Source organism: Streptomyces sp. P17 (assembly GCF_032436805.1).
Taxonomy (GTDB): Bacteria; Actinomycetota; Actinomycetes; order Streptomycetales; family Streptomycetaceae; genus Streptomyces.
On record NZ_JAVRBF010000037.1, the window covers coordinates 21,561 to 43,595 of the forward strand.

Annotated in this window: 21 protein-coding genes and 2 pseudogenes; 7 read left to right on the forward strand and 16 right to left on the reverse strand. The window is 70.2% G+C overall.

Annotation, left to right across the window (positions count from 1 at the left end; genetic code table 11):
• Positions 1-8: 8 nt before the first annotated feature.
• The 5 genes from RMT89_RS23690 to RMT89_RS23710 form a co-directional block, all read right to left on the reverse strand.
• Positions 9-407, reverse strand: coding sequence for a TadE/TadG family type IV pilus assembly protein (locus RMT89_RS23690; protein WP_399498472.1), 399 nt, complete (start codon positions 405-407; stop codon positions 9-11).
• 103 nt (positions 408-510) lie between these two features.
• On the reverse strand, positions 511-906 hold the full coding sequence (locus RMT89_RS23695) for a pilus assembly protein (protein WP_315885782.1): 396 nt from the start codon (positions 904-906) through the stop codon (positions 511-513).
• A 2-nt stretch (positions 907-908) separates the two neighbouring features.
• The gene (locus RMT89_RS23700; protein WP_315885783.1) at positions 909-2,147 is read right to left on the reverse strand and encodes a P-loop NTPase; all 1,239 of its coding nucleotides are present in this window, start codon (positions 2,145-2,147) and stop codon (positions 909-911) included.
• Between the two features lie 9 nt (positions 2,148-2,156).
• Positions 2,157-2,864 carry a Flp pilus assembly protein CpaB gene (gene cpaB, locus RMT89_RS23705; protein ID WP_315885784.1) on the reverse strand — a complete coding sequence of 236 codons (708 nt, stop codon included), beginning with the start codon at positions 2,862-2,864 and terminating at the stop codon, positions 2,157-2,159.
• A 63-nt stretch (positions 2,865-2,927) separates the two neighbouring features.
• Entirely contained in the window at positions 2,928-3,785 is an 858-nt protein-coding gene (locus tag RMT89_RS23710; protein WP_315885785.1) for a hypothetical protein, read from the reverse strand.
• A 199-nt stretch (positions 3,786-3,984) separates the two neighbouring features.
• On the opposite strand from RMT89_RS23710, the gene RMT89_RS23715 reads away from it, so the two are divergent.
• On the forward strand, positions 3,985-5,670 hold the full coding sequence (locus RMT89_RS23715) for a glycoside hydrolase family 18 protein (RefSeq protein ID WP_315885786.1): 1,686 nt from the start codon (positions 3,985-3,987) through the stop codon (positions 5,668-5,670).
• Positions 5,671-5,702: 32 nt separating this feature from the next.
• Here RMT89_RS23715 and RMT89_RS23720 read toward each other — a convergent pair whose 3' ends face one another.
• The 4 genes from RMT89_RS23720 to RMT89_RS23735 all read right to left on the reverse strand — a co-directional run bounded on the left by RMT89_RS23720 (position 5,703) and on the right by RMT89_RS23735 (position 8,889).
• On the reverse strand, positions 5,703-7,022 hold the full coding sequence (locus tag RMT89_RS23720) for an Nramp family divalent metal transporter (protein WP_315885787.1): 1,320 nt from the start codon (positions 7,020-7,022) through the stop codon (positions 5,703-5,705).
• Positions 7,023-7,067: 45 nt separating this feature from the next.
• On the reverse strand, positions 7,068-7,481 hold the full coding sequence (locus RMT89_RS23725) for an ATP-binding protein (protein ID WP_315885846.1): 414 nt from the start codon (positions 7,479-7,481) through the stop codon (positions 7,068-7,070).
• Between the two features lie 76 nt (positions 7,482-7,557).
• Positions 7,558-8,454, reverse strand: a complete 897-nt coding sequence (locus RMT89_RS23730; protein WP_315885788.1) for an MEDS domain-containing protein — start codon at positions 8,452-8,454, stop codon at positions 7,558-7,560.
• Positions 8,455-8,487: 33 nt separating this feature from the next.
• Entirely contained in the window at positions 8,488-8,889 is a 402-nt protein-coding gene (locus tag RMT89_RS23735; protein ID WP_315885789.1) for a LuxR C-terminal-related transcriptional regulator, read from the reverse strand.
• A gap of 480 nt (positions 8,890-9,369) precedes the next feature.
• On the opposite strand from RMT89_RS23735, the pseudogene RMT89_RS23740 reads away from it, so the two are divergent.
• A pseudogene (locus RMT89_RS23740) lies at positions 9,370-9,666 on the forward strand (zinc carboxypeptidase); the annotation flags it as partial.
• Between the two features lie 149 nt (positions 9,667-9,815).
• On the opposite strand, the gene RMT89_RS23745 reads toward RMT89_RS23740, so the two are convergent.
• From RMT89_RS23745 to RMT89_RS23760, 4 genes are all read right to left on the reverse strand, one after another.
• Entirely contained in the window at positions 9,816-10,340 is a 525-nt protein-coding gene (locus RMT89_RS23745; RefSeq protein WP_315885790.1) for a hypothetical protein, read from the reverse strand.
• Between the two features lie 161 nt (positions 10,341-10,501).
• The gene (locus tag RMT89_RS23750; protein ID WP_315885791.1) at positions 10,502-10,912 is read right to left on the reverse strand and encodes a RidA family protein; all 411 of its coding nucleotides are present in this window, start codon (positions 10,910-10,912) and stop codon (positions 10,502-10,504) included.
• Positions 10,909-11,670 (reverse strand): IclR family transcriptional regulator, encoded by a 762-nt coding sequence (locus RMT89_RS23755; RefSeq protein ID WP_315885792.1) that lies wholly within the window; start codon positions 11,668-11,670, stop codon positions 10,909-10,911. The genes RMT89_RS23750 and RMT89_RS23755 overlap by 4 nt, the downstream gene beginning before the upstream one ends.
• Positions 11,667-12,713, reverse strand: a complete 1,047-nt coding sequence (locus tag RMT89_RS23760) for a sugar kinase (RefSeq protein WP_315885793.1) — start codon at positions 12,711-12,713, stop codon at positions 11,667-11,669. Before RMT89_RS23760 ends, RMT89_RS23755 begins: the two co-directional genes overlap by 4 nt.
• Before the next feature lie 114 nt (positions 12,714-12,827).
• On the opposite strand from RMT89_RS23760, the gene RMT89_RS23765 reads away from it, so the two are divergent.
• A complete protein-coding gene (locus RMT89_RS23765; RefSeq protein ID WP_315885794.1) occupies positions 12,828-14,093 on the forward strand; it encodes an amino acid deaminase in 1,266 nt (421 codons plus the stop codon).
• 10 nt (positions 14,094-14,103) lie between these two features.
• Positions 14,104-15,690, forward strand: coding sequence for a D-aminoacylase (locus RMT89_RS23770; protein ID WP_315885795.1), 1,587 nt, complete (start codon positions 14,104-14,106; stop codon positions 15,688-15,690).
• A 4-nt stretch (positions 15,691-15,694) separates the two neighbouring features.
• Here RMT89_RS23770 and RMT89_RS23775 read toward each other — a convergent pair whose 3' ends face one another.
• Positions 15,695-16,537 (reverse strand): serine protease, encoded by an 843-nt coding sequence (locus RMT89_RS23775; RefSeq protein WP_315885796.1) that lies wholly within the window; start codon positions 16,535-16,537, stop codon positions 15,695-15,697.
• Positions 16,538-16,608: 71 nt separating this feature from the next.
• Complete coding sequence (locus tag RMT89_RS23780) at positions 16,609-17,460, reverse strand: hypothetical protein (RefSeq protein WP_315885797.1); 852 nt, start codon at positions 17,458-17,460, stop codon at positions 16,609-16,611.
• Positions 17,461-17,624: 164 nt separating this feature from the next.
• Between RMT89_RS23780 and RMT89_RS23785 the strand changes: the two genes are divergently transcribed.
• The 3 genes and pseudogenes from RMT89_RS23785 to RMT89_RS23795 form a co-directional block, all read left to right on the forward strand.
• Positions 17,625-18,836 (forward strand): pyridoxal phosphate-dependent aminotransferase, encoded by a 1,212-nt coding sequence (locus tag RMT89_RS23785; RefSeq protein WP_315885798.1) that lies wholly within the window; start codon positions 17,625-17,627, stop codon positions 18,834-18,836.
• Positions 18,837-18,915: 79 nt separating this feature from the next.
• Positions 18,916-19,326 carry a hypothetical protein gene (locus tag RMT89_RS23790; protein WP_315885799.1) on the forward strand — a complete coding sequence of 137 codons (411 nt, stop codon included), beginning with the start codon at positions 18,916-18,918 and terminating at the stop codon, positions 19,324-19,326.
• A 264-nt stretch (positions 19,327-19,590) separates the two neighbouring features.
• Positions 19,591-19,914: pseudogene (locus RMT89_RS23795) on the forward strand (hypothetical protein); the annotation flags it as partial.
• 104 nt (positions 19,915-20,018) lie between these two features.
• Here RMT89_RS23795 and RMT89_RS23800 read toward each other — a convergent pair.
• Positions 20,019-21,842, reverse strand: coding sequence for a phosphoenolpyruvate carboxykinase (GTP) (locus tag RMT89_RS23800; protein ID WP_315885800.1), 1,824 nt, complete (start codon positions 21,840-21,842; stop codon positions 20,019-20,021).
• Between the last annotated feature and the right edge of the window lie 193 nt (positions 21,843-22,035).

The following is a 22,035-nucleotide window of genomic DNA, read 5'->3' on the forward strand; positions in this document are numbered from 1 at the left end:
GGTGCTCCTCAGTGGTCGAGCGGCATGGTGGCGGACTTGGTGGCGTCGCCGAAGTCCCAGCCGGGGACTATGGACGGGATGCCGACGGTCGCCGTGACCCGCACCTCGTCGCCGAGGCCGGCGCTCGCACAGGCGGTCCCGCCGGCCAGCCAGCCGCTCACCGCGGCCTGACAGTCCTGGGCGAAGGGCCCGTCCAACGAGGCACTGCGCGCTCCGGCACGCGCGGCGGTGCCCGCCTGCTGGGCGGTGTACGCGATGAGGCCGATCTGTACGGCCGCCATGGCGACCAGGATCAGGACCGGGATGAAACCCAGGTACTCCAGGGCCACCTGGCCACGGTCACGGTCACGGTCACGGTCACGGTCACGGTCACGGTCACGGTCACGGTCACGGTCACGACGAAACAGGGCCACCTGGCCACGGTCACGACGAAACAGGGCCACCTGGCCACGGTCACGACGAAACAGGGCCACCTGGCCACGGTCACGACGAACACTCCAGTACGACATCTCAGTCCGTCGCCTCCTCTACCGCCCCCGCGCGCCCCTCCACCGTGAACGGGAAGCCGATCGACCCCGGGAACAGGACCGGCACCTTCAGCCGGACCTCGGCCGTCACATACCCCCCGCCCGTCGCGCAGGTCACCTCTGCGCCGCCCTCCCACGCCCCGGGCAGCTTGTCGAGCCCGGCGGTCCGGCAGGCGCCCTGCCGGGCGCCGGGGTCCGCCGCGGTTCCCGCCCGTACGGCCTCGTCGGCGGCGTTTCCGGCGAGCGTGAAGGTGTAGCCGAGCAACGCGCACTGCCACAGCAGCACCAGCGTCAGAATGATCAGCGGGGTCATGCCGAGGAACTCGATGGTGACCTGGCCCCGGTCTCTGTCCCGGGAGCGACGGCGGAGCGCGCGCATACCTACCCCCCGATCTCCTTGCGGCGGCGGAAGCTCACCGAGCCCCGACCACCCCTGCGGTCGACCGCCGCGGCCTTGACCAGGCCCAGTTCACCCGCGAGGGTCCACAGGGCCTGTTTGACGGTGCTCTTGGCGTCCAGTTCGTGGAGGCGGCCGGCGTCCACAGCGCCCTGGAGTTCCTTGAAGTTCGACGGGATCGCGGTGGCCGCGAGACCGGTGCCGGTGATCTTCTGGACCAGCGGGGGCTGGATCTCGGTGCCGCGGGTGTGCCGGTTGACGACGACCGTGGTCTCCTCGGCCTTGCGGACCTGGAGGCGGTCCCACATGCGTACGGCGCGCTTGGCGCCGCGGACGGCTATCACGTCGGGGGTGGTGACCAGCAACGCCATGTCCGCCATCTCCACGACGGCCGCGCCCGCGCCGCTGAGCTGGGCTCCGCAGTCGACGATCACGACCTCGTAGCGGGAGCGCAGGGCGCCCACGATCTGGCGGGCCGCGCGGTCGGTGACCTCTTCGCCGCGTTCGCCCTCGCCGGGGGCGAGCAGCAGGGCAAGCCCGGTGTCGTGGCGGAAGACGGCGTCGGCCAGGACGCGCGGGGTGATGTCGGTGATGGCGGCGAGGTCGACGACCGAGCGGCGGAACTGGACGTCCAGGTAGGAGGCGATGTCCCCGGTCTGGAGGTCCATGTCGAGCAGGGCCGCGCTGCGGCCCGACGCCTGGGCTGCGAGGGCGAGTTGGATGGCGACCAGCGTCGTCCCGACCCCGCCCTTGGCGCCGCTCACCGTGACGACGGTGCCGCCGACCCCGGTGAACACCTCAAGGGCGCCCCCGAGATGGCGCCGTACGCCCGCCGACCAGGAGGCGACGGCCTGGACGCGGATGGCGAGTTCCTCGTACGACAGTGGCAGCGCCACCAGGCCCCGCGCGCCGTAGTCCATCGCGGCCTGGAAGAGGCCGGGGGACGCGTCCGAGGTGACGAGGATGACGCCGACCGCCGGGAAGCGCAGGGCGACCTCGCGGATCAGTTCCAGGGCCGGGACCGGGCCGATGCGTTCGTGGACGACCACGACCTCGGGCAGTTCGTCGACGGACTCGGCGGCCAGCCGGGCCAGGGTGTCGATGAGCTGGGTGGAGTCGACCACCGGGGCGACCGGCTCGGCGTCGGGGAGTTGGCTGAGCAGGGTCGTGACCGAACGGACCGCGTCCGCGTCACCGACCGCCGGGAGGATCCTCGTGGGCATGCGGGCCTCTCACTTGTCCTTCGCGAGTTCGTACGTCCGGTCCGACTCGGGGACCGTGGTGTCGCTGCCGGGCGCCACCAGCGCGAGCCGGACCCGCTGGGCGAACGACTCGGCGTACGTGAGGCGCTGGGCGTCGATGGTGGACAGCGCGAAGGTGATCGGGACGGCGTCGGTGGGCTGACGGGTGCGGTCGTCGGCGTCGGGTTCCAGCGGGGTCAGCTCGCCCACGTCGAGGACCTGGGCATTCGTGACGATGATCTTGGACTGGGCGGGGTCGCCCTCGCGCGCGCCCTCGAAGGTGGCGTAGACGTTGACCTTGGCGCCCGGCGTGATCTTGCCGGCGACGCCGGTCGCCGCGTCGATCATGATGGCGACCTCCTGCTGCCCCGGCGCCAGCTCGGGCTGGGCCACGATCATGTCGCTCTGGAGCAGGGACCCCTTCTTCAGGGTCGTCACCGCGATCTTGCCCTGGATGTCGCGGAGATCGGTGACGGCGGTGTCGGACAGCCACCGCTCGGGCATGGAGATCTTCTCGAACTGGCCCGCGCCGAGGGGCTCGTAGGGGTCCACGTTCGTCTTGAGCCGGTAGGCGGTGACCTCGGGGCCGACCTTGGACTCGGCGTCGTTGATGACGGACAGCACGCCGGCGAAGGCGCCGAGGGCGCAGACGACCGACAGGATCAGGAGTATCACGCCGCGGCGCTGACGGGAGTTCATGAACCGTGCAACCTCATTGGGGGAATCGGTCGGGATCGGTCTGATGCGGCTTGCCGGGTTCGGTCAGCCTGCGCGGGTCTCGGGTACGGGCGGGGTCGCGGAGCAGAACACACAGCGGTCGCCGATGACGTCGATGCCGCACCAGTGGCAGGCGCTCTGGCGTACCGAGGTGACGAGCTGGTACAGCACGGACAGGTCGGACAGGTAGGCGCAGAACTCGATCAGCCGTTCCGTCCCCCACCACCGCTCCGACTCGGCGGGCAGCGGAACCTCGCGAAGTCCCTGGACACTCCAGGACTTGGCGAGGGTGTCGGTGACCCAGCCGGACTGGAGCCGGCCTCTGGCGACGAGCATCCGGGTGCCGAACTCCGGTCCGGTGAGCGCGGCCTCGGGGCCGATCCGGACGAGCTGCGGCTCGGGGTGGGCGAGCACGCCGAAGTGGGTGCCCGGAACCCAGGACTTGGCGTGGGACTTGAGCCCGACGGGGACCCGGTCGAGCTTGGCGACGGAGCCGAGGAGCGCCCCGGCGTGGATGTAGTGGGTGAGCAGCCGGCCCGCCGAGGCGAGCACGCCGGGGCTGAGGTCGCAGGAGGCGAGCTGGCGCAACTGGCGGACCAGGACGGCGAGTCCGAGCGGGGGCAGTTCAGGGCGGAACAGGGCGATCCGGTCGCTCTCCATGAGCGCCCGGAGGGTGTGCAGCCGGCGTTCCACGGCGGGGTCGAGGGCCCCGGAGCAGACGACGATGACATGGCCGTACTGCTCGACGACCGCTTGAAGGGCGCTCAAGGACCGGTCGAGCGGTTGCCGGTCCAGGCCCTGGAGCACGACGGCGGGGACGGTCCGTTCGTCCTGTGGTGCCAGCGCCAGGTCGGCACTGGTCACGGCGATGGCAGTTGGCACGCGCAGCTCCCCACTCCCCATGCCCGGTACACCCAGGACACACAGTCGACTTCACTGCGTGACTACCTGAGCACTGTATCCACGGGTCCATGACCGGAGAACAGCGTTTCTGCAGCTATGGAGGAACTGCCGTTTCACAAGTTGCGCCAAAACGGGGCAGGTTGAGCATCTTGACGGCACCTCTTGACAAGAGGATTGGTCTGGACCAACTTAACTTGGCATGTTCATACGCAGACGATCGAAACGTCTCATGACGGGCGCCGTCCTCGCGGCCCTCGCCCTCTCCTTCGCGGGCGCCGGCCAGGCGTCCGCCGCCGATGTCGACAACGCCAAGAACGCCGGCTTCGAGTCCGGCCTGACCAACTGGACCTGCTCCGCGAGCAGCGGTACGACCGTCTCCTCGCCGGTGCACGGCGGCTCGGCCGCGCTGAAGGCGACCCCGGCCGGGCAGGACAACGCCCGCTGCACGCAGGCCGTCGCGGTCCAGCCGAACTCGACGTACACCCTCAGCGCTTGGGTGCAGGGCGGGTACGCCTATCTGGGCGTGACCGGCACGGGCACCACGGACGTGTCGACGTGGACGCCGGACTCCAGCAGCTGGAAGCAGCTGACCACCACCTTCACCACCGGCTCCGCGACCAGGTCGGTCACCGTGTACACGCACGGCTGGTACGGACAGGCCGCCTACTACGCCGACGACGTCTCGGTGTTCGGCCCGGACGGCGGCGGTGGCGGTGACCCGGCACCGACGATCCCCGGTGCGCCGAGCGGGGTCACCGTCTCCGGGCGGACCTCGTCGTCGGTCTCCCTGGCCTGGAACACGGTCTCGGGCGCGACCGGCTACAACATCTACCGGAACGGCACCAAGGTCACGGCGGTCAGCGGCACGTCGGCGACCGTGACCGGGCTCGCGGCCTCCACCTCGTACTCCTTCCAGGTCACGGCGACCAACTCGGCCGGTGAGTCACCGAAGTCGGCGGCGGTGACCGGGACGACGACCGCGACTCCGACGGGCCCCGTGCTGCCGAAGCACGCGGTGACCGGGTACTGGCAGAACTTCAACAACGGCGCGACCGTGCAGAAGCTGTCGGACGTGCAGGCGCAGTACGACATCATCGCGGTGGCCTTCGCGGACGCGACCGGGACTCCGGGCGCGGTGACCTTCAACCTGGACTCGGCGGGGCTCGGCGGCTACACCGTCGCCCAGTTCAAGGCGGACATCCAGGCGAAGAAGGCGGCCGGGAAGAAGGTCATCATCTCGGTCGGCGGTGAGCGGGGCACGGTGTCGGTGAACGACTCCGCCTCGGCCACGAACTTCGCCGACTCGGTGTACGCGCTGATGCAGGAGTACGGCTTCGACGGCGTCGACATCGACCTGGAGAACGGGCTCAACGCGACCTACATGACCCAGGCGCTCCGGTCGCTGTCGGCGAAGGCGGGACCGTCGATGATCCTGACGATGGCCCCGCAGACCATCGACATGCAGTCGACGTCGAACTCCTACTTCCAGACGGCGCTGAATGTGAAGGACATCCTCACGGTCGTCAACATGCAGTACTACAACAGCGGTTCGATGCTGGGCTGCGACGGCAAGGTGTACAGCCAGGGCTCGGTCGACTTCCTGACCGCCCTCGCCTGTATCCAGCTGGAGGGCGGCCTGTCCCCGTCCCAGGTGGGCCTGGGTCTGCCCGCCTCGACCCGGGGCGCGGGCAGCGGGTATGTGTCACCGACGGTGGTGAACAACGCGCTCGACTGTCTGACGAAGGGCACCAACTGCGGTTCCTTCAAGCCGTCGAGGACGTATCCCGATCTGCGCGGCGCGATGACCTGGTCGACGAACTGGGACGCGACGGCGGGCAACGCGTGGTCGAACGCGGTGGGTCCGTACGTGCACGCGCTGCCGTAGCGCCGCGTCAGGCCGTGGTCGGAGCCTTGGGCTCAGAAGAACTCCGACCACGGCTGGTCCCAGATCTGCTTCACGCACAGGACCAGGAAGAGCAGTCCCGCGATCACCAGCATGGAGTTGCTCAGGGAGCCGTTGCGCCACTGCCTGGGTGTGCGGGACGAGTTGAGCAGCCAGAGCAGGGTGCCGGCCAGGAACGGCAGGAAGGCGGCGCCCAGGACGCCGTAGATGATGATCAGGCGGAAGGGCTGGCCCTGGAAGAGCAGGACGATCGGGGGGAAGGTCAGCCACAGGAGGTAGAGGCGGAAGGGCAGGCTGCGTTCGCGGCTGCCGGTGGCGATCTCCTCGCCGCGTGCCGCGTCGCCCTTGCGGTAGCGCTCGACGAAGTCCGCGAACATCAGGCTCACTCCGTGCCAGACGCCGATGAGTGAGGTGAACGACGTGGCGAAGAAGCCGATCAGGAAGAACTTCGCCGTGGCCGTGCCGTACTCGTCCTCCAGGATGTCGCTGAGCTGGAGCAGGCCCTTGTCACCGCCCGCGATGGCGACGTTCGCCGAGTGCAGGAGTTCCGCGCCGACGAAGAGCATCGCGACGACGAAGATGCCGGTGGTGGCGTAGGCGACCCGGTTGTCCAGCCGCATGACCTTCATCCAGCCGGTGTTCGTCCAGCCCTTGGCGTTGACCCAGTAGCCGTACGCGGCCAGCGTGATGGTGCCGCCGACCCCGCCGATCAGGCCGAGGGTGTTGAGGACGGAGTCCTTCTCGTCGGGCAGCACCGGCAGCAGGCCCGCGAAGGCCTCGCCGAGGTTCGGGGTGACCCGGATCGCCAGGTACACCGTCACCACGAACATGACGCCGACCAGGACCGTCATGACCTTCTCGAAGACCGAGTACTTGTTGAACCAGACGAAGACCAGGCCGACCAGACCGCAGGTGATGCCCCACCACTCCAGGTCCATCACATCGGGGAACAGCGCCTGGAGGGGCAGCGCGCTCGACGACATCGCCGCAGCGCCGTACACGAAGCCCCAGATCACGACGTAGCCGACGAAGAACCAGGTCGTCCACCGGCCGAGGCTCGCCCAGCCGTCGAAGAGGGTGCGTCCGGTGGACAGATGCCAGCGCCCTGCCGCCTCGGCGAGGGAGATCTTGACCAGACAGCCGAGGACCGCGGCCCACAGCAGCGTGTACCCGAAGCTGCTGCCGGCGATCAGCGTGGCCACCAGGTCCCCGGCGCCGACGCCGGTCGCGGCGACAACGATGCCGGGGCCGATGTACTTCCAACTGGACTTGCGGGGGGAGGAGTCGATTCCGTCGGCCTGTGTCGTCTGAGTGTTTGCCTCGCTGTCCGCCATGCAGATCAAGAAACCGCAGCGGGCGCGGACGGACAAGAGGGCGCGTCAGAGTTCGAACCACACCGTCTTGCGCTGACCGTCGTGATGGCACCCCCATCTTCGGGCCAGCGCGTCCACCAGGAACATGCCCCGCCCGCTCTCCGAGGTGCCCGCCTCCAGCACCTGCGGAGTGCGCCGGCCGGCGTCCTGGACCTCGCAGCGCAGGACGCCCTGCGCGGCGGACAGGGTCACCCGGAACCGGCTCGCCGAGTGCAGCAACGCGTTGGTCGCCAGCTCGCTGACCAGCAGCTCGGCCGTGTCCAGTACGTCGTCCTGGCCCGCGAGCCCCCATCCCTCCAGCTGCCTGCGCACCTCCGCCCGGGCCTCGCGGACCGCGGAGGGGCGGGGGTCGTACTCCACGGTCAGATGACCTGCTCCGACGGGCGGTTGACGGTGGGGGCCGTTCCGGAGTTGCAGCATGGTGTCCATGGTGGCCGCGCCCGGGATTCGGCGCACGGGTAGATATACCTGCTTCTCTACCTGCGTCCCGTGCCCCCTACCCGTACTGCAGGCGTACGGTCGCCCCCTCCGCGTCGTCCCGGACGTCGACGTAGGCGCACACCTGGCGGGCGTACCACAGGCCCTGCCCCGGTTCCAGTTCGCCGGTGTCCGGCGGGACGAAGCCGGCCAGCGGGTCATCGACGCGGCGGGAGGAGCGTAGCTCACCGACGCAGGCCGGCGCCTCGCCCCACAGCCGGACCCCGGTGACCGGGCCGAGGGCGGCCGCCGCCTCGGTGACGGCCAGCGTGAACAGCTCCGCGTCCGCGGCAGGCAGCCCGCTCCCGCTCGCCCAGGCCCGCACGGCCTCGGCATCCGGCCGGGCGAGCGGATGCGCGTCGGCGGGGGTCGGCGGCAGGGGTACGGCGTCCAGCTCGGCGGCGAGCCGGACCGGGTCCTCGTACACGCCCGTGCCGGGGTGGGCCCTGCGGGCCTCGGCGATGAGGGCGGGGCCCGCCGTGCGGGAGTCGTAGACGCACAGGGCGGTGGTGGCCATCGGAGCGAACAGGAGGTTGGCGAGGGCCTCGTAGCGGATCCACTCGGCGCTCTCGCGCGGCGAGCGTCCGGCTCTGCCGCTCCAGACGGGTTCCATGAGGAGGTGGATACGGCCGCCGGGGCCGCCGTGCGCTGTCAGGTAACCGGCCGCCTGGGCAACGGCGTTGGCGGCGGAGCCGGTGTACCAGTCGGTGTGCGGGACGAGGACCGCGCTCTTCGCGTCGCCGCCGAGGGCGTCCCTGAGCAGATCCAGCTTCTCGGGGGCGGCGATGGCGACGGGCGGGGGTTCGTCGGGGGTGTCCAGGGCCTCCCTGAGGAAGGGGACGGCGGCGGCGACGAACGCGTCGTCGGCGCCGAGGACGGTCATACGGTGGTCGAACACCTGAGGTTGGCTGGTCACGCGATCCCCTGTCTGTGCCGTGTCCGGTGGTGGTCAGCGCCTCGCCGTCACCCAGGCGGCGAGCTGGCTGCGGTTGTTGAGGCCGAGCTTGCCGAGGATGCGTTCCACATGACCCTCGGCGGTGCGGCGGGCGATGACCAGGCGGTCGGCGATCTGGTGAAGGCCCAGCGCGTCGGCGGCGGCGAGGGGGACGAGGGCCGGGTCGTCGAGCCCCGACAGATGCACGAAGCGGACGCCGTCCGGGAAGGTACGGCGGACCCGGTCCGCGAGACGCGTGGCGAGGCGGGTCTTGCCGACACCGCCCGGCCCGGTCAGCGTGACCAGTCGCGATCCGGCCAACATCCGGCGCCCGAAGGCCAGTTCGGTGCGCCGGTCGACAAAGCTGGTCGACTCGGCCGACTCCTGGCCGTCCCGTCGTGGCGCTGATCCGTCCATGATCAGCCAGTCCAGTCCTCTGGGGTTGTGGTCCGAGGAGCGAGCCGGAGTGCGGCGCTCCTCTTGTCCGCGGACCCTCACTGTCCCCCGCTCCGCCCCGGACACGCACACGAGGCTCACACGCCCGGGTGCAACTTCCGCCAGGCCCGTGTCACTTGCCGACCGCACGCGTACACTGCGCGGCCCTCACCCCTGGAACGGTTCGCGCCGTCGCGGCCCGTTTCACTCTTGACCTGCTCATGCCACGCGCCGACGATGAGCGCCACCCGCACGAGCACGTCGCTGAACCACCCCCCTGCTCCACTCCCCACCTTCCGGAGATCCCGGAAGTCCTGGAGACACAAGGAGAATTCATGCGACTTCGCATACGAGGCTCAGGCGCCCGCAGCGGCAGACGCACCGCCGCGCTCGCCGCCGCCCTCCTCGCCCTGGCCCTCGCGGCACCCCTCTCCGCGAACGTCACGGCGAGCGCCGACAGTCGCCACGGTCGGCGGAAAGACGGCGGCCAGCAACGGCTACACGCCGGAACAGTCCAGCGACCAGTACATCACCGACGGGTCGATCGACGACTATCTCTGGGGCGCGTACAAGATCTTCGGGTACACCTTCGAGATGTATCCGCGCTCCAGCTCCGGTGGTGGGTTCTACCCGCCCGACGAGGTGATCGAGCGGGAGACCTCACGTAACCGGGACGCGGTGCTGCAGTTGCTGGAGAACGCGGACTGCATGTACCGGTCGATCGGGAAGGAGTCCCAGTACTGCGAGGGGGTGTTTTGAAAGTCCCGCACAGCACCCACGGCGCCCGGCACGCACCCTCGCCGCACCGGCCAAAGACCCAAGTACGTCCAGTACGAGGGCCTTCGTCCGGCACGCCGAGGGCACGCACCGAACACCGCGGGCACCGCACAGGACTTTCAAAACACCCCCTAGTCGGAATCCTCCTCGGATTCCTCTTCGGACTCCTCGAAGTAGGCGTCCAGCACGGCGTCGAGCTGTGACTCCCACTCGCTGAAACGGCTCCTGGCCGGCGCCTCGATCTCGATCGGGTACCAGCGGCGGTCAGGAGTGTGCACCGTGAGCGTGAACCGCTTGCCGAAGCGGGCGGTCTCCGTCTCCACGGCGCCGATCTCGTCCCAGCGGAACTCGCACTCCTGGTCGTCCAGGGCGAGCCGGACCCCGCGGTGGTCGGCGACGATCTTCGCCCGGCGGTCGGAGGCCTCGAAGACGGGACCGTCGGCACCCTCGTCGTCGGGGGCGTCTGCTGCCTCCGCCACCTCCCCCACGGCGGTCTCCTCGACCTCTTCGGAGGAGGAACGGGCTTCCTCCGCGGTCTTCTCCGGCTCCTCCGCCTCCGTCTCCTTGGACGCGGGCGAGGTGAGCCCGGGGACGAAAGCCGGGTCGAATCCGGCGCCCTCCAGGGGCTGGCTGCTCGATCCTATGCGCTGCTCCACAGCGGGCAGTATGGTCGACGATCCTGTGCCGTACACAGCCAGCCCCCTTCATCGTTATACGAAGATGCTCAACCCGGCGGCCACCACCCCTCGCATGGCGGCCCCGTTGACCAGATCAACGACACCTCCCGAAGAAGGCCACGCACTCGGCAGGCGAACAATCAGCCGAGCACGGCCAGAGCATCCATCTCGATGAGCAGGCCCGCGGGCAGGCCGACGTAGACCGTGGTGCGCGCGGCGGGCGGGGCGGTGAGGTTCTGCGCCTCGAAGTAGGCGTTGTAGATCTCGTTCATCTCGGCGAAGTGGGCCACGTCGGTGAGGTAGACGCGGATCATCATCACGTCGTCCCAGCTCGCGCCGCCCTCCTCCAGGATCGCCTTGACGTTGGCGAGGGTCTGGAGGGTCTGCTCGCGCAGGGTGGGGCCCGCGGGCGTGGGCGGCTTGCCCTCTTCGGCCGGCAGGAAGCCGACCTGGCCGGCGACCTGGAGGATGTTGCCCTTCTTCACGCCGTGCGAGAACTTCGCGGGCGGGGTGGTGTGGGTCTTGGGGGTGAGCGCGATCTTGTCCGTCATACGGGGTCCTTTGGTGGGGTCTTGCCTGAGTACTCGCCGCTGATCTCGTCCGCCGTACGGCGCACCAGCGGGAGCAGCGTGAGGAGTTCGTCGGCGGTGACGACGACGTTGGGGGCCGAGACCGACATCGCGGCGACGACTCTGCCGTCCGCGCCCCGGACGGGGGCGGCGACGCAGTTGATGGACTCCTCGTGGCCGCCGAGGTCGGTGGCCCAGCCCTGTTCGCGCACCTTGTCCAGCTCCCGCAGGAAGGCGGGGGCGTTGGGTGTCGAACGGGACGTGTACATGGGGTAGTCGAGCTTCTCCGCGAGGGCGCGGCGCTCGGATTCGGTGAGGTCGGCGAGGAGCAGCTTCGCGACGGCGGCGACGGTGATGGCCACCGGCTTGCCGATCCGCGAGTACATCCGTACCGGGTAGCGGCTCTCGACCTTGTCGATGTAGAGCACCTCGTCCTCCTCGTACACGGCGAGGTGGACGGTGTGTCCGCACTGCTCGTTGAGGCGTACGAGGTGGGGGTGGGCGATCTCGCGGATGTCGAGGTTCTCCATGGCCTCCTGGGCGAGGGCGATGAGGCGGGCGCCGAGACGGTAGCGCTGGTCGGACTGGCGGTAGACCATGCCGTGCTCGTGGAGGGTGCGCAGCAGGCGGAGGGCCGTGGACTTGTGCACCCCCAGCCGGTCGGCGACCTGGCCCAGGTCTGCGGGGCCCTCGGCGAGCAGCGGCAGGATGCTCAGCGCGCGGTCTACGGTCTGGCTCATGGGGTGCGTACCTCCTCCTCGGCCCGCTGACCGGCCTGTGTCCAGCCGGGGCCGAGTCGAAGTGTCCCCCACGCGTCGTCGCCGAGAGCGGCGAGGCGGTCGGCGGTGTCGCGGGCGGGGGGCGGGGCGAGGTCGCCGGGGGCGGTGAGCGCGGCGGCGGCCCAGAGGTGCCCGTGCCGGATCCGGTCCCGCAGGGGGAGGTCCCGGAGGGTGGCGGAGAGGAATCCCGCGGCGAAGGCGTCGCCGGCGCCGGTGGTCGCCACGACGTCGACCTGGAGGGCGGGTTGGAAGACGGAGGCGGACTCCTGGAACACCGTCGCACCCTTCGCCCCTTCCTTCACCACCAGCACCTCCGGCTCGGGAAGCAACGCCCTGATCTCCTCCGGGCCGCCCCGCACCCCCCACGCCGCCCCCGCCTCGTCCTCCCCCACGAACACGACGTCGGCCCCCCGCGCCAGCTCCAGCAGCACCCGGGAGTCGGTGCCGTCGGGCCACAGACCGGGCCGGTGGTTCACGTCGAAGGAGACCAGCGGGCGGCTCTCACGCGGCGCCGTCAGTTCCCGCAACAGGCTCAGACAACCCCCGGACAGAGCCGCCGTAATCCCCGACACATGCAGGATCCGCCCCGCCCGCACCGCCACCGGATCCACCCCCGTGGCGGACATCGCCGACGCCGCGGAACCGGCCCGGAAGTACACCACCTCGTGCGCGTCCGTCCCGCGGTCCCCCGCCGTACGGAAGTACACGCCCGTGGGCCGCACCGGGTCCCGGCGGACCGCCGACACATCGACGCCGTAGGAGCCGATCGTCTCGACGAGGTGGTCGCCGAAACCGTCCGCCCCCACTCTGCTGACCCAGCGCACCGTGTGCCCGGCCCCGGCCAGGGCGCAGGCCACGTTGGATTCCGCGCCGCCGATCGACCGGTCGAAGGAGGGCACGTCGGCGAGGCGGCCCGGCCGGGTGGGCAGGAACGCGACCATGGACTCGCCGAGCGCGACGACGTCCACGACGTCGGGGGTGTTGCCGGTCCCGGTGATGGTCACGATCGTCGTAGCTCCCCGACCTTGTGCTCGTGTTGGCCGAGATGTTAGACAGCAGTAAGCGACATACGCAATGAACGTTGCAGAAAGCGCAACGCTCTAGATCAGGGAGGCCCCATGGCCGCTGAAGCGCTCGCCCGTCTGGCCGAGGAGCGCGTCGACCACCGCTTCAAGGGCCTCCCGCCGGACGCCGCGGGCCGCACGGTCGCCGAGCTGACGGCCGAGCGGCGCAACCTCTTCAGCGACGGCTTCGCCACCCCCGTACTGGCCCTCTCGGCCGAGCGGCTGGAGCACAACCTGCGCCTCATGGAGACGTACGCCGAACGCCACGGCCTCGCCTTCGCCCCGCACGGCAAGACCTCCATGGCCCCGCAGCTCTTCCAGCGCCAGGTCGAGCACGGCGCCTGGGGCATCACCCTCGCCGTGCCGCACCAGGTGTGGGTGGCGCGGGAGTTCGGGATCCGGCGGGTGTTCCTCGCCAACGAACTCGTGGACGCGGCGGCCCTGCGCCGCCTCGCCCCGGAACTTGCCGCCGACCCCGACTTCCGGTTCGTCTGTTACGTCGACTCCGTGCGCGGGGTGCAGCTGATGGACGCGGCGCTGAAGGGGGCGGCGCGGCCCGTGGACGTGGTCGTGGAGCTCGCGGCGGGCGAGGGCGCGCGCACCGGGGTCCGCACCGAGGCCGAGTGCGCGGCGGTCGCCGACGCGGTGGCCGCCGCGGCGGCGCTCCGGCTGGTCGGTGTCGCCGGGTACGAGGGCGAGGTCCCGGGGGCCACCCCGGAGCGGGTGCACGACTGGCTGCGACGGCTGGTGGCGCTGGCCGTCGGCTTCGACAAGGCGGGGCGCTTCGCGGACACCGACGAGATCGTCGTCAGCGCGGGCGGCAGCGCCTGGTTCGACGCGGTGGCCGACGTGTTCGGGGAGATCCCCGGACTCTCCCGCCCCGTCCTGAAGTTGCTGCGCTCGGGCGCGTACGTCTCGCACGACGACGGCCACTACCGCAAGCTCACCCCGTTCAACCGGGTCCCCGAGGAGGGCGCCCTGGAGCCCGCGTTCCGGCTCTGGGCGCAGGTGGTCTCCCGTCCCTCGGCCGAGCAGGCCTTCCTCAACGCCGGCAAGCGGGACGCCGCCTACGACCTGGACCTGCCCTTCGCCCAGGTGGTCCGCCGGGACGACGTGGAGCGCCCGGCGGCCGGGATCGAGGTGAGCGCCCTGTCCGACCAGCACGCATGGCTGCGAACGGCCCCCGAGGCGGACCTGGAAGTCGGCGACTGGGTCGGCCTCGGCCTGTCCCACCCGTGCACGTCCTTCGACAAGTGGCCGCTGATCCCCGTCGCCGAGGCGGGCGGCACCGTCGTCGACTACATCCGTACGTTCTTCTAGGAGGCCCGCCGTGCAGGACCTGGTCATCCGGGACGCCGAGGTGGTGGACGGCTCCGGCGCCGGCTCCTACCGCGCCGACGTGGTCGTGGACGACGGCCGGATCGTCTCCGTCGTGCGCGAGGCAGCGGCGGCGGGCTGTCAGCGCCCCTCCGCCATGCGCGAGTTGGACGCCGAGGGCCTGGTCCTCTCCCCCGGCTTCATCGACATGCACGCGCACAGCGACCTGGCCCTGCTGCGGGACCCCGACCACAGCGCCAAGGCCGCGCAGGGCGTGACGCTGGAGGTGATCGGCCAGGACGGGCTGTCGTACGCGCCGGTCGACGACCGTACGCTGGCCGAGGTGCGCCGCGCGATCACCGGCTGGAACGGCCACGGCGACGACATCGACTTCGACTGGCGGTCGGTGGGCGAGTACCTGGACCGCCTGGACCGCGGTATCGCCGTGAACGCGGCCTACCTCATCCCCCAGGGCACGGTCCGCGCGCTCGCCGTCGGCTGGGAGGACCGCGAGGCGACGCCCCAGGAGCTGGACCGGATGCGGCAGTTGGTCGCCGAGGGCCTGGAGCAGGGGGCGGTCGGCATGTCGTCGGGGCTGACGTACACCCCCGGCATGTACGCCAAGGACGCCGAACTGACCGGACTGTGCCGGGTGGTGGCGTCGTACGGCGGCTACTACTGCCCGCACCACCGCTCGTACGGGGCGGGCGCGCTGGAGGCGTACGAGGAGACGGTGGCCCTGACGAGGGAGGCGGGCTGCGCCCTCCATCTCGCCCACGCCACCATGAACTTCGGCGTGAACAAGGGCCGGGCGCCGGAGCTGCTGGGCCTGCTGGACAGGGCGCTGGCCGCCGGGGCGGACATCAGCCTCGACACGTACCCGTACACCCCCGGCTGCACGACGCTCGCCGCGCTGCTGCCGAGCTGGGCGAGCGAGGGCGGACCCGAGGCGGTGCTGGCGCGGCTGCGGGACGAGGAGACGGCGGAACGGATCCGCCACGACGTGGAGGTGGTGGGTTCGGACGGCTGCCACGGGGTGCCGGTGGAGTGGGAGACGATCGAGATCTCGGGGGTGAGCGACCCGGGGCTGGCGTCTTGTGTCGGCACCCGCCTGGACGGCTGGGCCGCCGCCCGCCGCCTGCTCCTGGCGGACCGCCTGGGCACCACGATCCTCCAGCACGTCGGCCACGAGGAGAACGTCCGGGCCATCATGCGCCACCGGATCCACACCGGCGGCTCCGACGGCATCCTCCAGGGCACCAAGCCGCATCCACGGGCGTACGGCACGTTTCCGCAGTATCTCGGCCGGTACGTGAGGGAGTTGGGCGTGCTGTGGCTGGAGGAGTGCGTGGCGCATCTGACCGGCCGGCCCGCCGCCCGCCTCCGGCTCCAGGACCGGGGCCTGATCCGCGAGGGCTACCGGGCCGACCTCGTCCTGTTCGACCCGCGGACGGTGGCGGCGGGCTCGACGTACGAGGAGCCGAGGAGGCTGCCCACCGGCATCCCGTACGTCCTGATCGACGGCCGTTTCGTGATCGAGGACGGCCGTCGAACGGACGTACTGGCGGGCCGGGCGGTGCGTCGCACGCCGGTGAAGTGAACGGTTACGGCTTGGGCAGGACGCAGCCGCTCGCGCTCAGGTCCAGCTTGTTGTCGATGCCGAAGCAGGCGGGGAACTGGTAGGTCTGCTGGGCGTAGTTGATGCCCTGGCGGACGGTGACGTTGCCGCTCGCGTCGACCTCACAGGGGTTGTTGACGCTGCAGCTCTGACCGTCCTCGTTGCCGGTGTTGTTCACGGCGACGACCTTGTTGGTGGCCTGGTCGATCACCGGCGAACCCGACGTACCGCCGATGGTGTTGCAGGAGGAGGTGTAGCGGACGGAGTCCTTCCAGGTCCAGTCGCCCTCCTTCAGGCGGTAGGCGAAGCCGTCGACGGAGCAGTTGTAGATCCGCTTCCAGTAGCCGGAGACGACGCTGATGGCGGTGCCGGCGACGGGGCGGGTGTCGTTCAGGGTGAGCGCGCTGATGCCGTACGAGGACCTGATCTGCGCGTAGGTGCGGGTGAGTTGGTAGACCGCGGCGTCGGTGTCGGTCATCGTCGCGTAGGCGATCTTGCTGGCGCGCAGGGTGGCGACACGGGTGCCGGAGGAGTTGAGCAGCCCGAAGGAGCGGGTGGAGGCCTGGTCGACGATGACCTCGCCGGGTTCGGGGAATCCGGACTCCAGGCAGTGGCCGTTGGTGAGCACGAGCGCGGGGTCGTTGTCCTCGGAGTCGGGCATCCGGATCACGGAGCCGGAACAGTTGCTGAGCGACACGGTCCCGGCGAAGTTGACGGCCTGGATCGCGGGTGCGGCGCTGTCGCTCCTGTCGGGAGCAGCCACCGCGGGTGCCGCGCCGGCCCCGGCGATCACCAGGGCGAAGAGCGCGGCGACGAGAGGCTTTCTCATGTGGGGGTCCCCTCTTGCAACAAAGGTGACCGGAGATCTTCCGGCCACCCGCTGATTTGTCATGCGCATTGTCATGTGAGGGGGCCGTGAGAACAAGCGGCCGTTTCCGGCCAAGACCGGTTCGGCGCGGGGGCGTTGCCCCGGGCGCCGACTGCAGGACCGGGCACCCCCGCAGGGGTGCGCTCAGTGCTTGCTTCGGCCCTTTGGTGCCGCCCACCCCGTGACCCGGCTTTCCGTTGGCGTTGCCCGGACCCGAGCCGTCGTCCGGGTCGGCGGTCCTCTCGGGCGGTGGCGGTGGACGGCTCGACCGGAGCCGCGGTGGCCGGCTTCGCCGACGGGGACGCGGACGTCTTGTCGTCCTCGGCCTCACCCGCCGACGCACCCGCGCCGGAAGGCGTGGTGGCGGACGGACCGGAGGCCGGGGAGGACGGGTCGACCGTCGTGGCCGGGTCCACGGGCGAGTCCGAGCCGTCCGTCGCCGAGCGAGCCGCCGGATCCTTCTTGTCCGAGCCGCCGGAGGAGGAGTCGGAGGAGAACGCGAATCCGGCGACGAGGGCGGCGACGGACGCGGCGCCTACGGCACCGGCGGCCATCAGCGCGCGGCGCCGGTTGACGCGTCGGTGCCGTGCGCGCCGGGCGGTCCGGCTGCCGCCGTCGGGCTCCCAGTGGGTCTCCCATCCGACGCGCTCTTCCACGTCCGCGTCGACGGGCTCGCCAGGCGGGGGCGGAGCCGCGGGCGGCTCCTCGGGTATGTGTGGCAGCTCGCTCGTCTCGTCGTAGGCGTTCTGCCAGCCGTGCGCCACGGCCGGATCGGCGTACTCCTGGTAGTCGGGGGACGGCACGGCCTGCGGGACGTACACGTTCGGCGGGCCCTGGAGCCCGTCATCCTCCAGAGAGCCCGTCCCACCATTCGCGGCATTCACACCATTAGCCCCGTTCTCGTACTGAGGTGGCCTGGACATGGCCGCGCATCGTGGAGACGGGAGGGGCCCACGGGACAGCTACCGGCGATAACCGCCCAAATCACCCGTCCCACGTGGTGGAAAACACGGCCCATGCGGCGTTACCGGGCCGTAAGCTCCCTGACATGCAGGTGATCCAGTCGACCAAGCTCGCCAATGTCTGTTACGAGATCCGGGGTCCGGTTCTCGAAGAGGCCATGCGGCTTGAGGCGGCGGGACACCGCATCCTCAAGCTGAACACCGGCAACCCCGCCGCCTTCGGGTTCGAGTGCCCGCCCGAGATCCTTGAGGACATCCTGCGGAACGTGTCCTCGGCGCATGGATACGGGGACGCGAAGGGGCTGCTGGCCGCCCGGCGCGCCGTGGTCATGCACAACCAGACGCTCGGTATCGAGACCGACGTCGAGCATGTCTTCATCGGCAACGGCGTCTCCGAGCTGATCGTCATGGCGATGCAGGGACTCCTCGACGACGGCGACGAGGTCCTCGTACCGTCGCCCGACTATCCGCTGTGGACCGCCGCCGTGTCGCTGTCCGGCGGGACGGCGGTGCACTACCGCTGCGACGAGCAGTCCGACTGGATGCCCGACCTCGCCGACGTGGAGCGGAAGATCACCGACCGCACCAAGGCGCTCGTCATCATCAACCCCAACAACCCCACGGGCGCGGTCTACGACGAGGCGATGCTCAAGGGCCTCACCGACATCGCCCGCCGCCACAATCTGCTGGTCTGCTCCGACGAGATCTACGACAAGATCCTCTACGACGGCGCGACCCACACCCCGACCGCCAAGCTCGCCCCCGATCTGCTCACCCTCACCTTCAACGGCATGTCCAAGGCCTACCGGGTGGCCGGCTACCGCGTCGGCTGGATGTCGATCTCCGGTCCGCGCGCCCACGCCGACTCCTACATCGAGGGTCTGACCATCCTCGCGAACATGCGGCTGTGCGCCAATATGCCCGGACAGCACGGCGTCGTCGCCGCGCTGAGCGGGCGGCAGACCATCAACGACCTGGTCCTCCCGGGCGGCCGGCTCAAGGAGCAGATGGATGTCGCCTATGAGCTGCTCACACAGATTCCCGGTGTGAGCTGCGTACGGCCGAAGGGTGCTCTCTATCTCTTCCCGCGTCTCGATCCCAAGGTCTTCAAGATCAAGGACGACCGCCGGCTCGTCCTCGATCTGCTGCGCCGCGAGAAGATCATGGTCGTCCAGGGCACCGGCTTCAACTGGAGCGAGCCCGACCACTTCCGGGTCGTGACCCTGCCGACGGTCGGGGATCTCAGGGACGCCGTGACCCGCATCGGGACCTTCCTCGACGGCTACAGCCAGCTCTGACAGGCAGTTCCAGGGATCGCTCAACTTTAGACGGAATCTAAGCTAGGATGGCTTCCTGAGAGCACAGGAGGCCATCCCCATGTACGAGCCGATCCGCAGCAAGTCGGTCCACAGCACGATGGCCGGCACCACCTCCGACTTCCCGCACCGGACGCGCGAGGAGGAGCTGGACATCCAGCTGGCGGGCCATCTCGCCGCGCTGCTGGCCGTCACCGACGAGCTGCGCGCCCTGGCCCCGTCCGCCGATCTGGACGCCGCCGCCGAGCGGCTCGCGGAGCAGGTGACCCGGCTTCGGGGCGGCCTGGTCCGTGCGGCTCCCTCGGGTGCGGACCGCGACCTCACGGCGCTGCACCAGCGGGCGCACCCGCTCGCCGGCCGTGCCCTCGTCGTCGCGGCATCCCGCGCCGACACGGCGGTCGCCATCCTGGCCGCCGAACGCATGGACGCGCACGCGGCGGCCCTGGAGCCGCGCGAACTCGCGTCCCACTGAGCCCCACCGGGGTTCCCGCAGACGGCCCCGGTCCGCGTGCACCCGCAGCGACGCGCGGACCGGGCGCCACATCACTGCGTTGGCTCGGGCCGACAGCGCCGTTTCGCCATAGGTGTTTCTGGTGTGCGGCGGCCGTGGTCTGTTTGTGGCTGATCGCGCAGTTCCCCGCGCCCCTTGGCGGTGTTGCAGGACCGGAGTCGGTATGACACCCCCCGTTCATCGCCCACGACGGGGAATGTTGGATTCCGAGAGCACGCTCCCCGCGTGAGACGAATCGCAGGAATCGTCCTCGCGGTGTTGCCGATCGGCGGCGTGGTGGCAGCTGTCGTGGCGGGCCGGGAATCCGGGGACACGGGCACGGCAACGAAGACCGTGCGGGCAGTGATCGGATCGGAGAAGGCGGAGTTCTTCGCCGGTCCCGACGTGGTGGAGGCCCTTGCCGCCGAGGGCTACACCGTGCGGACGGAGACGTCCGGGTCCTGGGCGATGGAGGGGCTCGACCTCAAGGGGTACGACTTCGCCTTCCCCTCCAGCAAGGCGCCCGCCGACGAGCTGGCCGCCAAGTACGAAGTACACGGCAGGGCCCCGCACTCCGTTGTGCGAGGCCCTGCCGGATCCGCACCGCGGCCGGCCGTGACGATGTAGCTGGTCAGGGCACAGTCGGTTCTGACCGGCCGCGGAGTCCTACGGGTTCAGCCCAGGCGCTGCACCAGTGCCCGGTACTCGTCCCACAGCTCCTTCGGGGTGTGGTCACCGAAGGTGTTGAGGTGCTCGGGGACCAGCGCGGCCTCCTCGCGCCAGACCTCCTTGTCGACCGCGAGCAGGAACTCCAGGTCGGAGTCGGCCAGTTCGAGGCCCTTGGTGTCGAGCGCGTCCTTCGTCGGCAGGATGCCGATCGGGGTCTCGACGCCCTCGGCCTTGCCCTCCAGACGCTCCACGATCCACTTCAGGACACGGGAGTTCTCGCCGAAGCCGGGCCAGACGAACTTGCCCTCGTCGTTCTTGCGGAACCAGTTGACGTAGTAGATCTTCGGGAGCTTCGCGGCGTCCTTGTCCTTGGCCACATCGACCCAGTGGCCCATGTAGTCGCCCATGTTGTAGCCGCAGAACGGCAGCATGGCGAACGGGTCGCGGCGCAGCTCGCCGACCTTGCCCTCGGCGGCGGCGGTCTTCTCGGAGGCGACGTTCGCGCCGAGGAAGACGCCGTGGTTCCAGTCGAAGGACTCCGTCACCAGCGGTACGGCGGTGGCGCGCCGGCCGCCGAAGAGAATCGCGGAGATCGGCACGCCCTTGGGGTCCTCCCACTCGGGCGCGATGATCGGGCACTGCGAGGCGGGGACGGTGAAGCGGGCGTTGGGGTGGGCGGCGGGCGTGGCGGACTCCGGCGTCCAGTCGTTGCCCTTCCAGTCCGTGAGGTGGGCCGGGGTCTCCTCCGTCATGCCCTCCCACCAGATGTCGTTGTCGTCGGTCAACGCCACGTTGGTGAAGACGGAGTTGCCCCACAGCGTCTTCATCGCGTTGGCGTTGGTGTGCTCACCGGTGCCGGGCGCGACACCGAAGAAGCCGGCCTCGGGGTTGATGGCGTACAGACGGCCGTCCTCGCCGAAGCGCATCCACGCGATGTCGTCGCCGATGGTCTCGACGGTCCAGCCGGAGATCGTGGGCTCCAGCATCGCGAGGTTCGTCTTGCCGCAGGCGCTCGGGAAGGCGGCGGCGACGTACTTGGACTCGCCCTGCGGGGGCGTGAGTTTCAGGATCAGCATGTGCTCGGCGAGCCAGCCCTCGTCGCGGGCCATGACGGAGGCGATGCGCAGGGCGTAGCACTTCTTGCCGAGCAGGGCGTTGCCGCCGTAGCCGGAGCCGTAGGACCAGATCTCGCGGGACTCCGGGAAGTGGGAGATGAACTTGGTCTGGTTGCACGGCCAGGCCACGTCCGCCTCCCCCTCCGCCAGCGGGGCACCCAGGGAGTGCACGGCCTTCACGAAGAAGCCCTCGGAGCCCAGCTCGCCGAGGACCGCCTGGCCCATGCGGGTCATGGTGCGCATGGAGACGGCGACATAGGCGGAGTCGGTGATCTCGACGCCGATCGCGGACAGCGGAGAGCCGAGCGGGCCCATGCAGAAGGGCACGACGTACATCGTGCGGCCGCGCATCGAGCCGCGGAACAGGCCCTTGTCACCGGCGAAGATCTCCCGCATCTCCGCGGGGGCCTTCCAGTGGTTGGTGGGGCCCGCGTCCTCTTCCTTCTCGGAGCAGATGAAGGTGCGGTCCTCGACCCGGGCGACATCGGTCGGGTCGGAGGCCGCGTAGTACGAGTTGGGGCGCTTGATCGGGTCGAGCTTCCTGAAGGTGCCCTTCGCCACGAGCTCCTCGCACAGGCGCTCGTACTCGGCCTCGGAACCGTCGCACCAGACCACGCTGTCCGGCTGGGTCAGTTCGGCGATCTCGTTCACCCACGAGATCAGTTCCTGGTGAGTGGTGGGAACGACGGGGGGAGCCGCGATGTCGCGCGCCACGATTGCTCCTAAATGAGGGATTTTTGGTTGGAGGCCCCGTGGGGGCTGCGACCCGGATGCTTGCCAGAGGGGTACCTGGCGCTCATCCGGTGCCGACCGCACTCATTTGATCATCCGACGGGAGTGCCCATATGTCCAGAGGGCGTCACAGGTGAGCGAGCGTGAGGCTGGCCACGTCCGCTTCGGGGGAAGG

Excerpts from the sequence above, each read along its gene's own strand:
- RMT89_RS23695 (WP_315885782.1), bottom strand. The coding sequence starts at position 906 with ATGCGCGCGCTCCGCCGTCGCTCCCGGGACAGAGACCGGGGCCAGGTC.
- RMT89_RS23700 (WP_315885783.1), bottom strand. The coding sequence starts at position 2,147 with ATGCCCACGAGGATCCTCCCGGCGGTCGGTGACGCGGACGCGGTCCGT.
- cpaB (WP_315885784.1), bottom strand. The coding sequence starts at position 2,864 with ATGAACTCCCGTCAGCGCCGCGGCGTGATACTCCTGATCCTGTCGGTC.
- RMT89_RS23710 (WP_315885785.1), bottom strand. The coding sequence starts at position 3,785 with ATGGGGAGTGGGGAGCTGCGCGTGCCAACTGCCATCGCCGTGACCAGT.
- RMT89_RS23715 (WP_315885786.1), top strand. The coding sequence starts at position 3,985 with ATGTTCATACGCAGACGATCGAAACGTCTCATGACGGGCGCCGTCCTC.
- RMT89_RS23720 (WP_315885787.1), bottom strand. The coding sequence starts at position 7,022 with ATGGCGGACAGCGAGGCAAACACTCAGACGACACAGGCCGACGGAATC.
- RMT89_RS23725 (WP_315885846.1), bottom strand. The coding sequence starts at position 7,481 with ATGCTGCAACTCCGGAACGGCCCCCACCGTCAACCGCCCGTCGGAGCA.
- RMT89_RS23735 (WP_315885789.1), bottom strand. The coding sequence starts at position 8,889 with ATGGACGGATCAGCGCCACGACGGGACGGCCAGGAGTCGGCCGAGTCG.
- RMT89_RS23750 (WP_315885791.1), bottom strand. The coding sequence starts at position 10,912 with ATGACGGACAAGATCGCGCTCACCCCCAAGACCCACACCACCCCGCCC.
- RMT89_RS23755 (WP_315885792.1), bottom strand. The coding sequence starts at position 11,670 with ATGAGCCAGACCGTAGACCGCGCGCTGAGCATCCTGCCGCTGCTCGCC.
- RMT89_RS23765 (WP_315885794.1), top strand. The coding sequence starts at position 12,828 with ATGGCCGCTGAAGCGCTCGCCCGTCTGGCCGAGGAGCGCGTCGACCAC.
- RMT89_RS23775 (WP_315885796.1), bottom strand. The coding sequence starts at position 16,537 with ATGAGAAAGCCTCTCGTCGCCGCGCTCTTCGCCCTGGTGATCGCCGGG.
- RMT89_RS23785 (WP_315885798.1), top strand. The coding sequence starts at position 17,625 with ATGCAGGTGATCCAGTCGACCAAGCTCGCCAATGTCTGTTACGAGATC.
- RMT89_RS23790 (WP_315885799.1), top strand. The coding sequence starts at position 18,916 with ATGTACGAGCCGATCCGCAGCAAGTCGGTCCACAGCACGATGGCCGGC.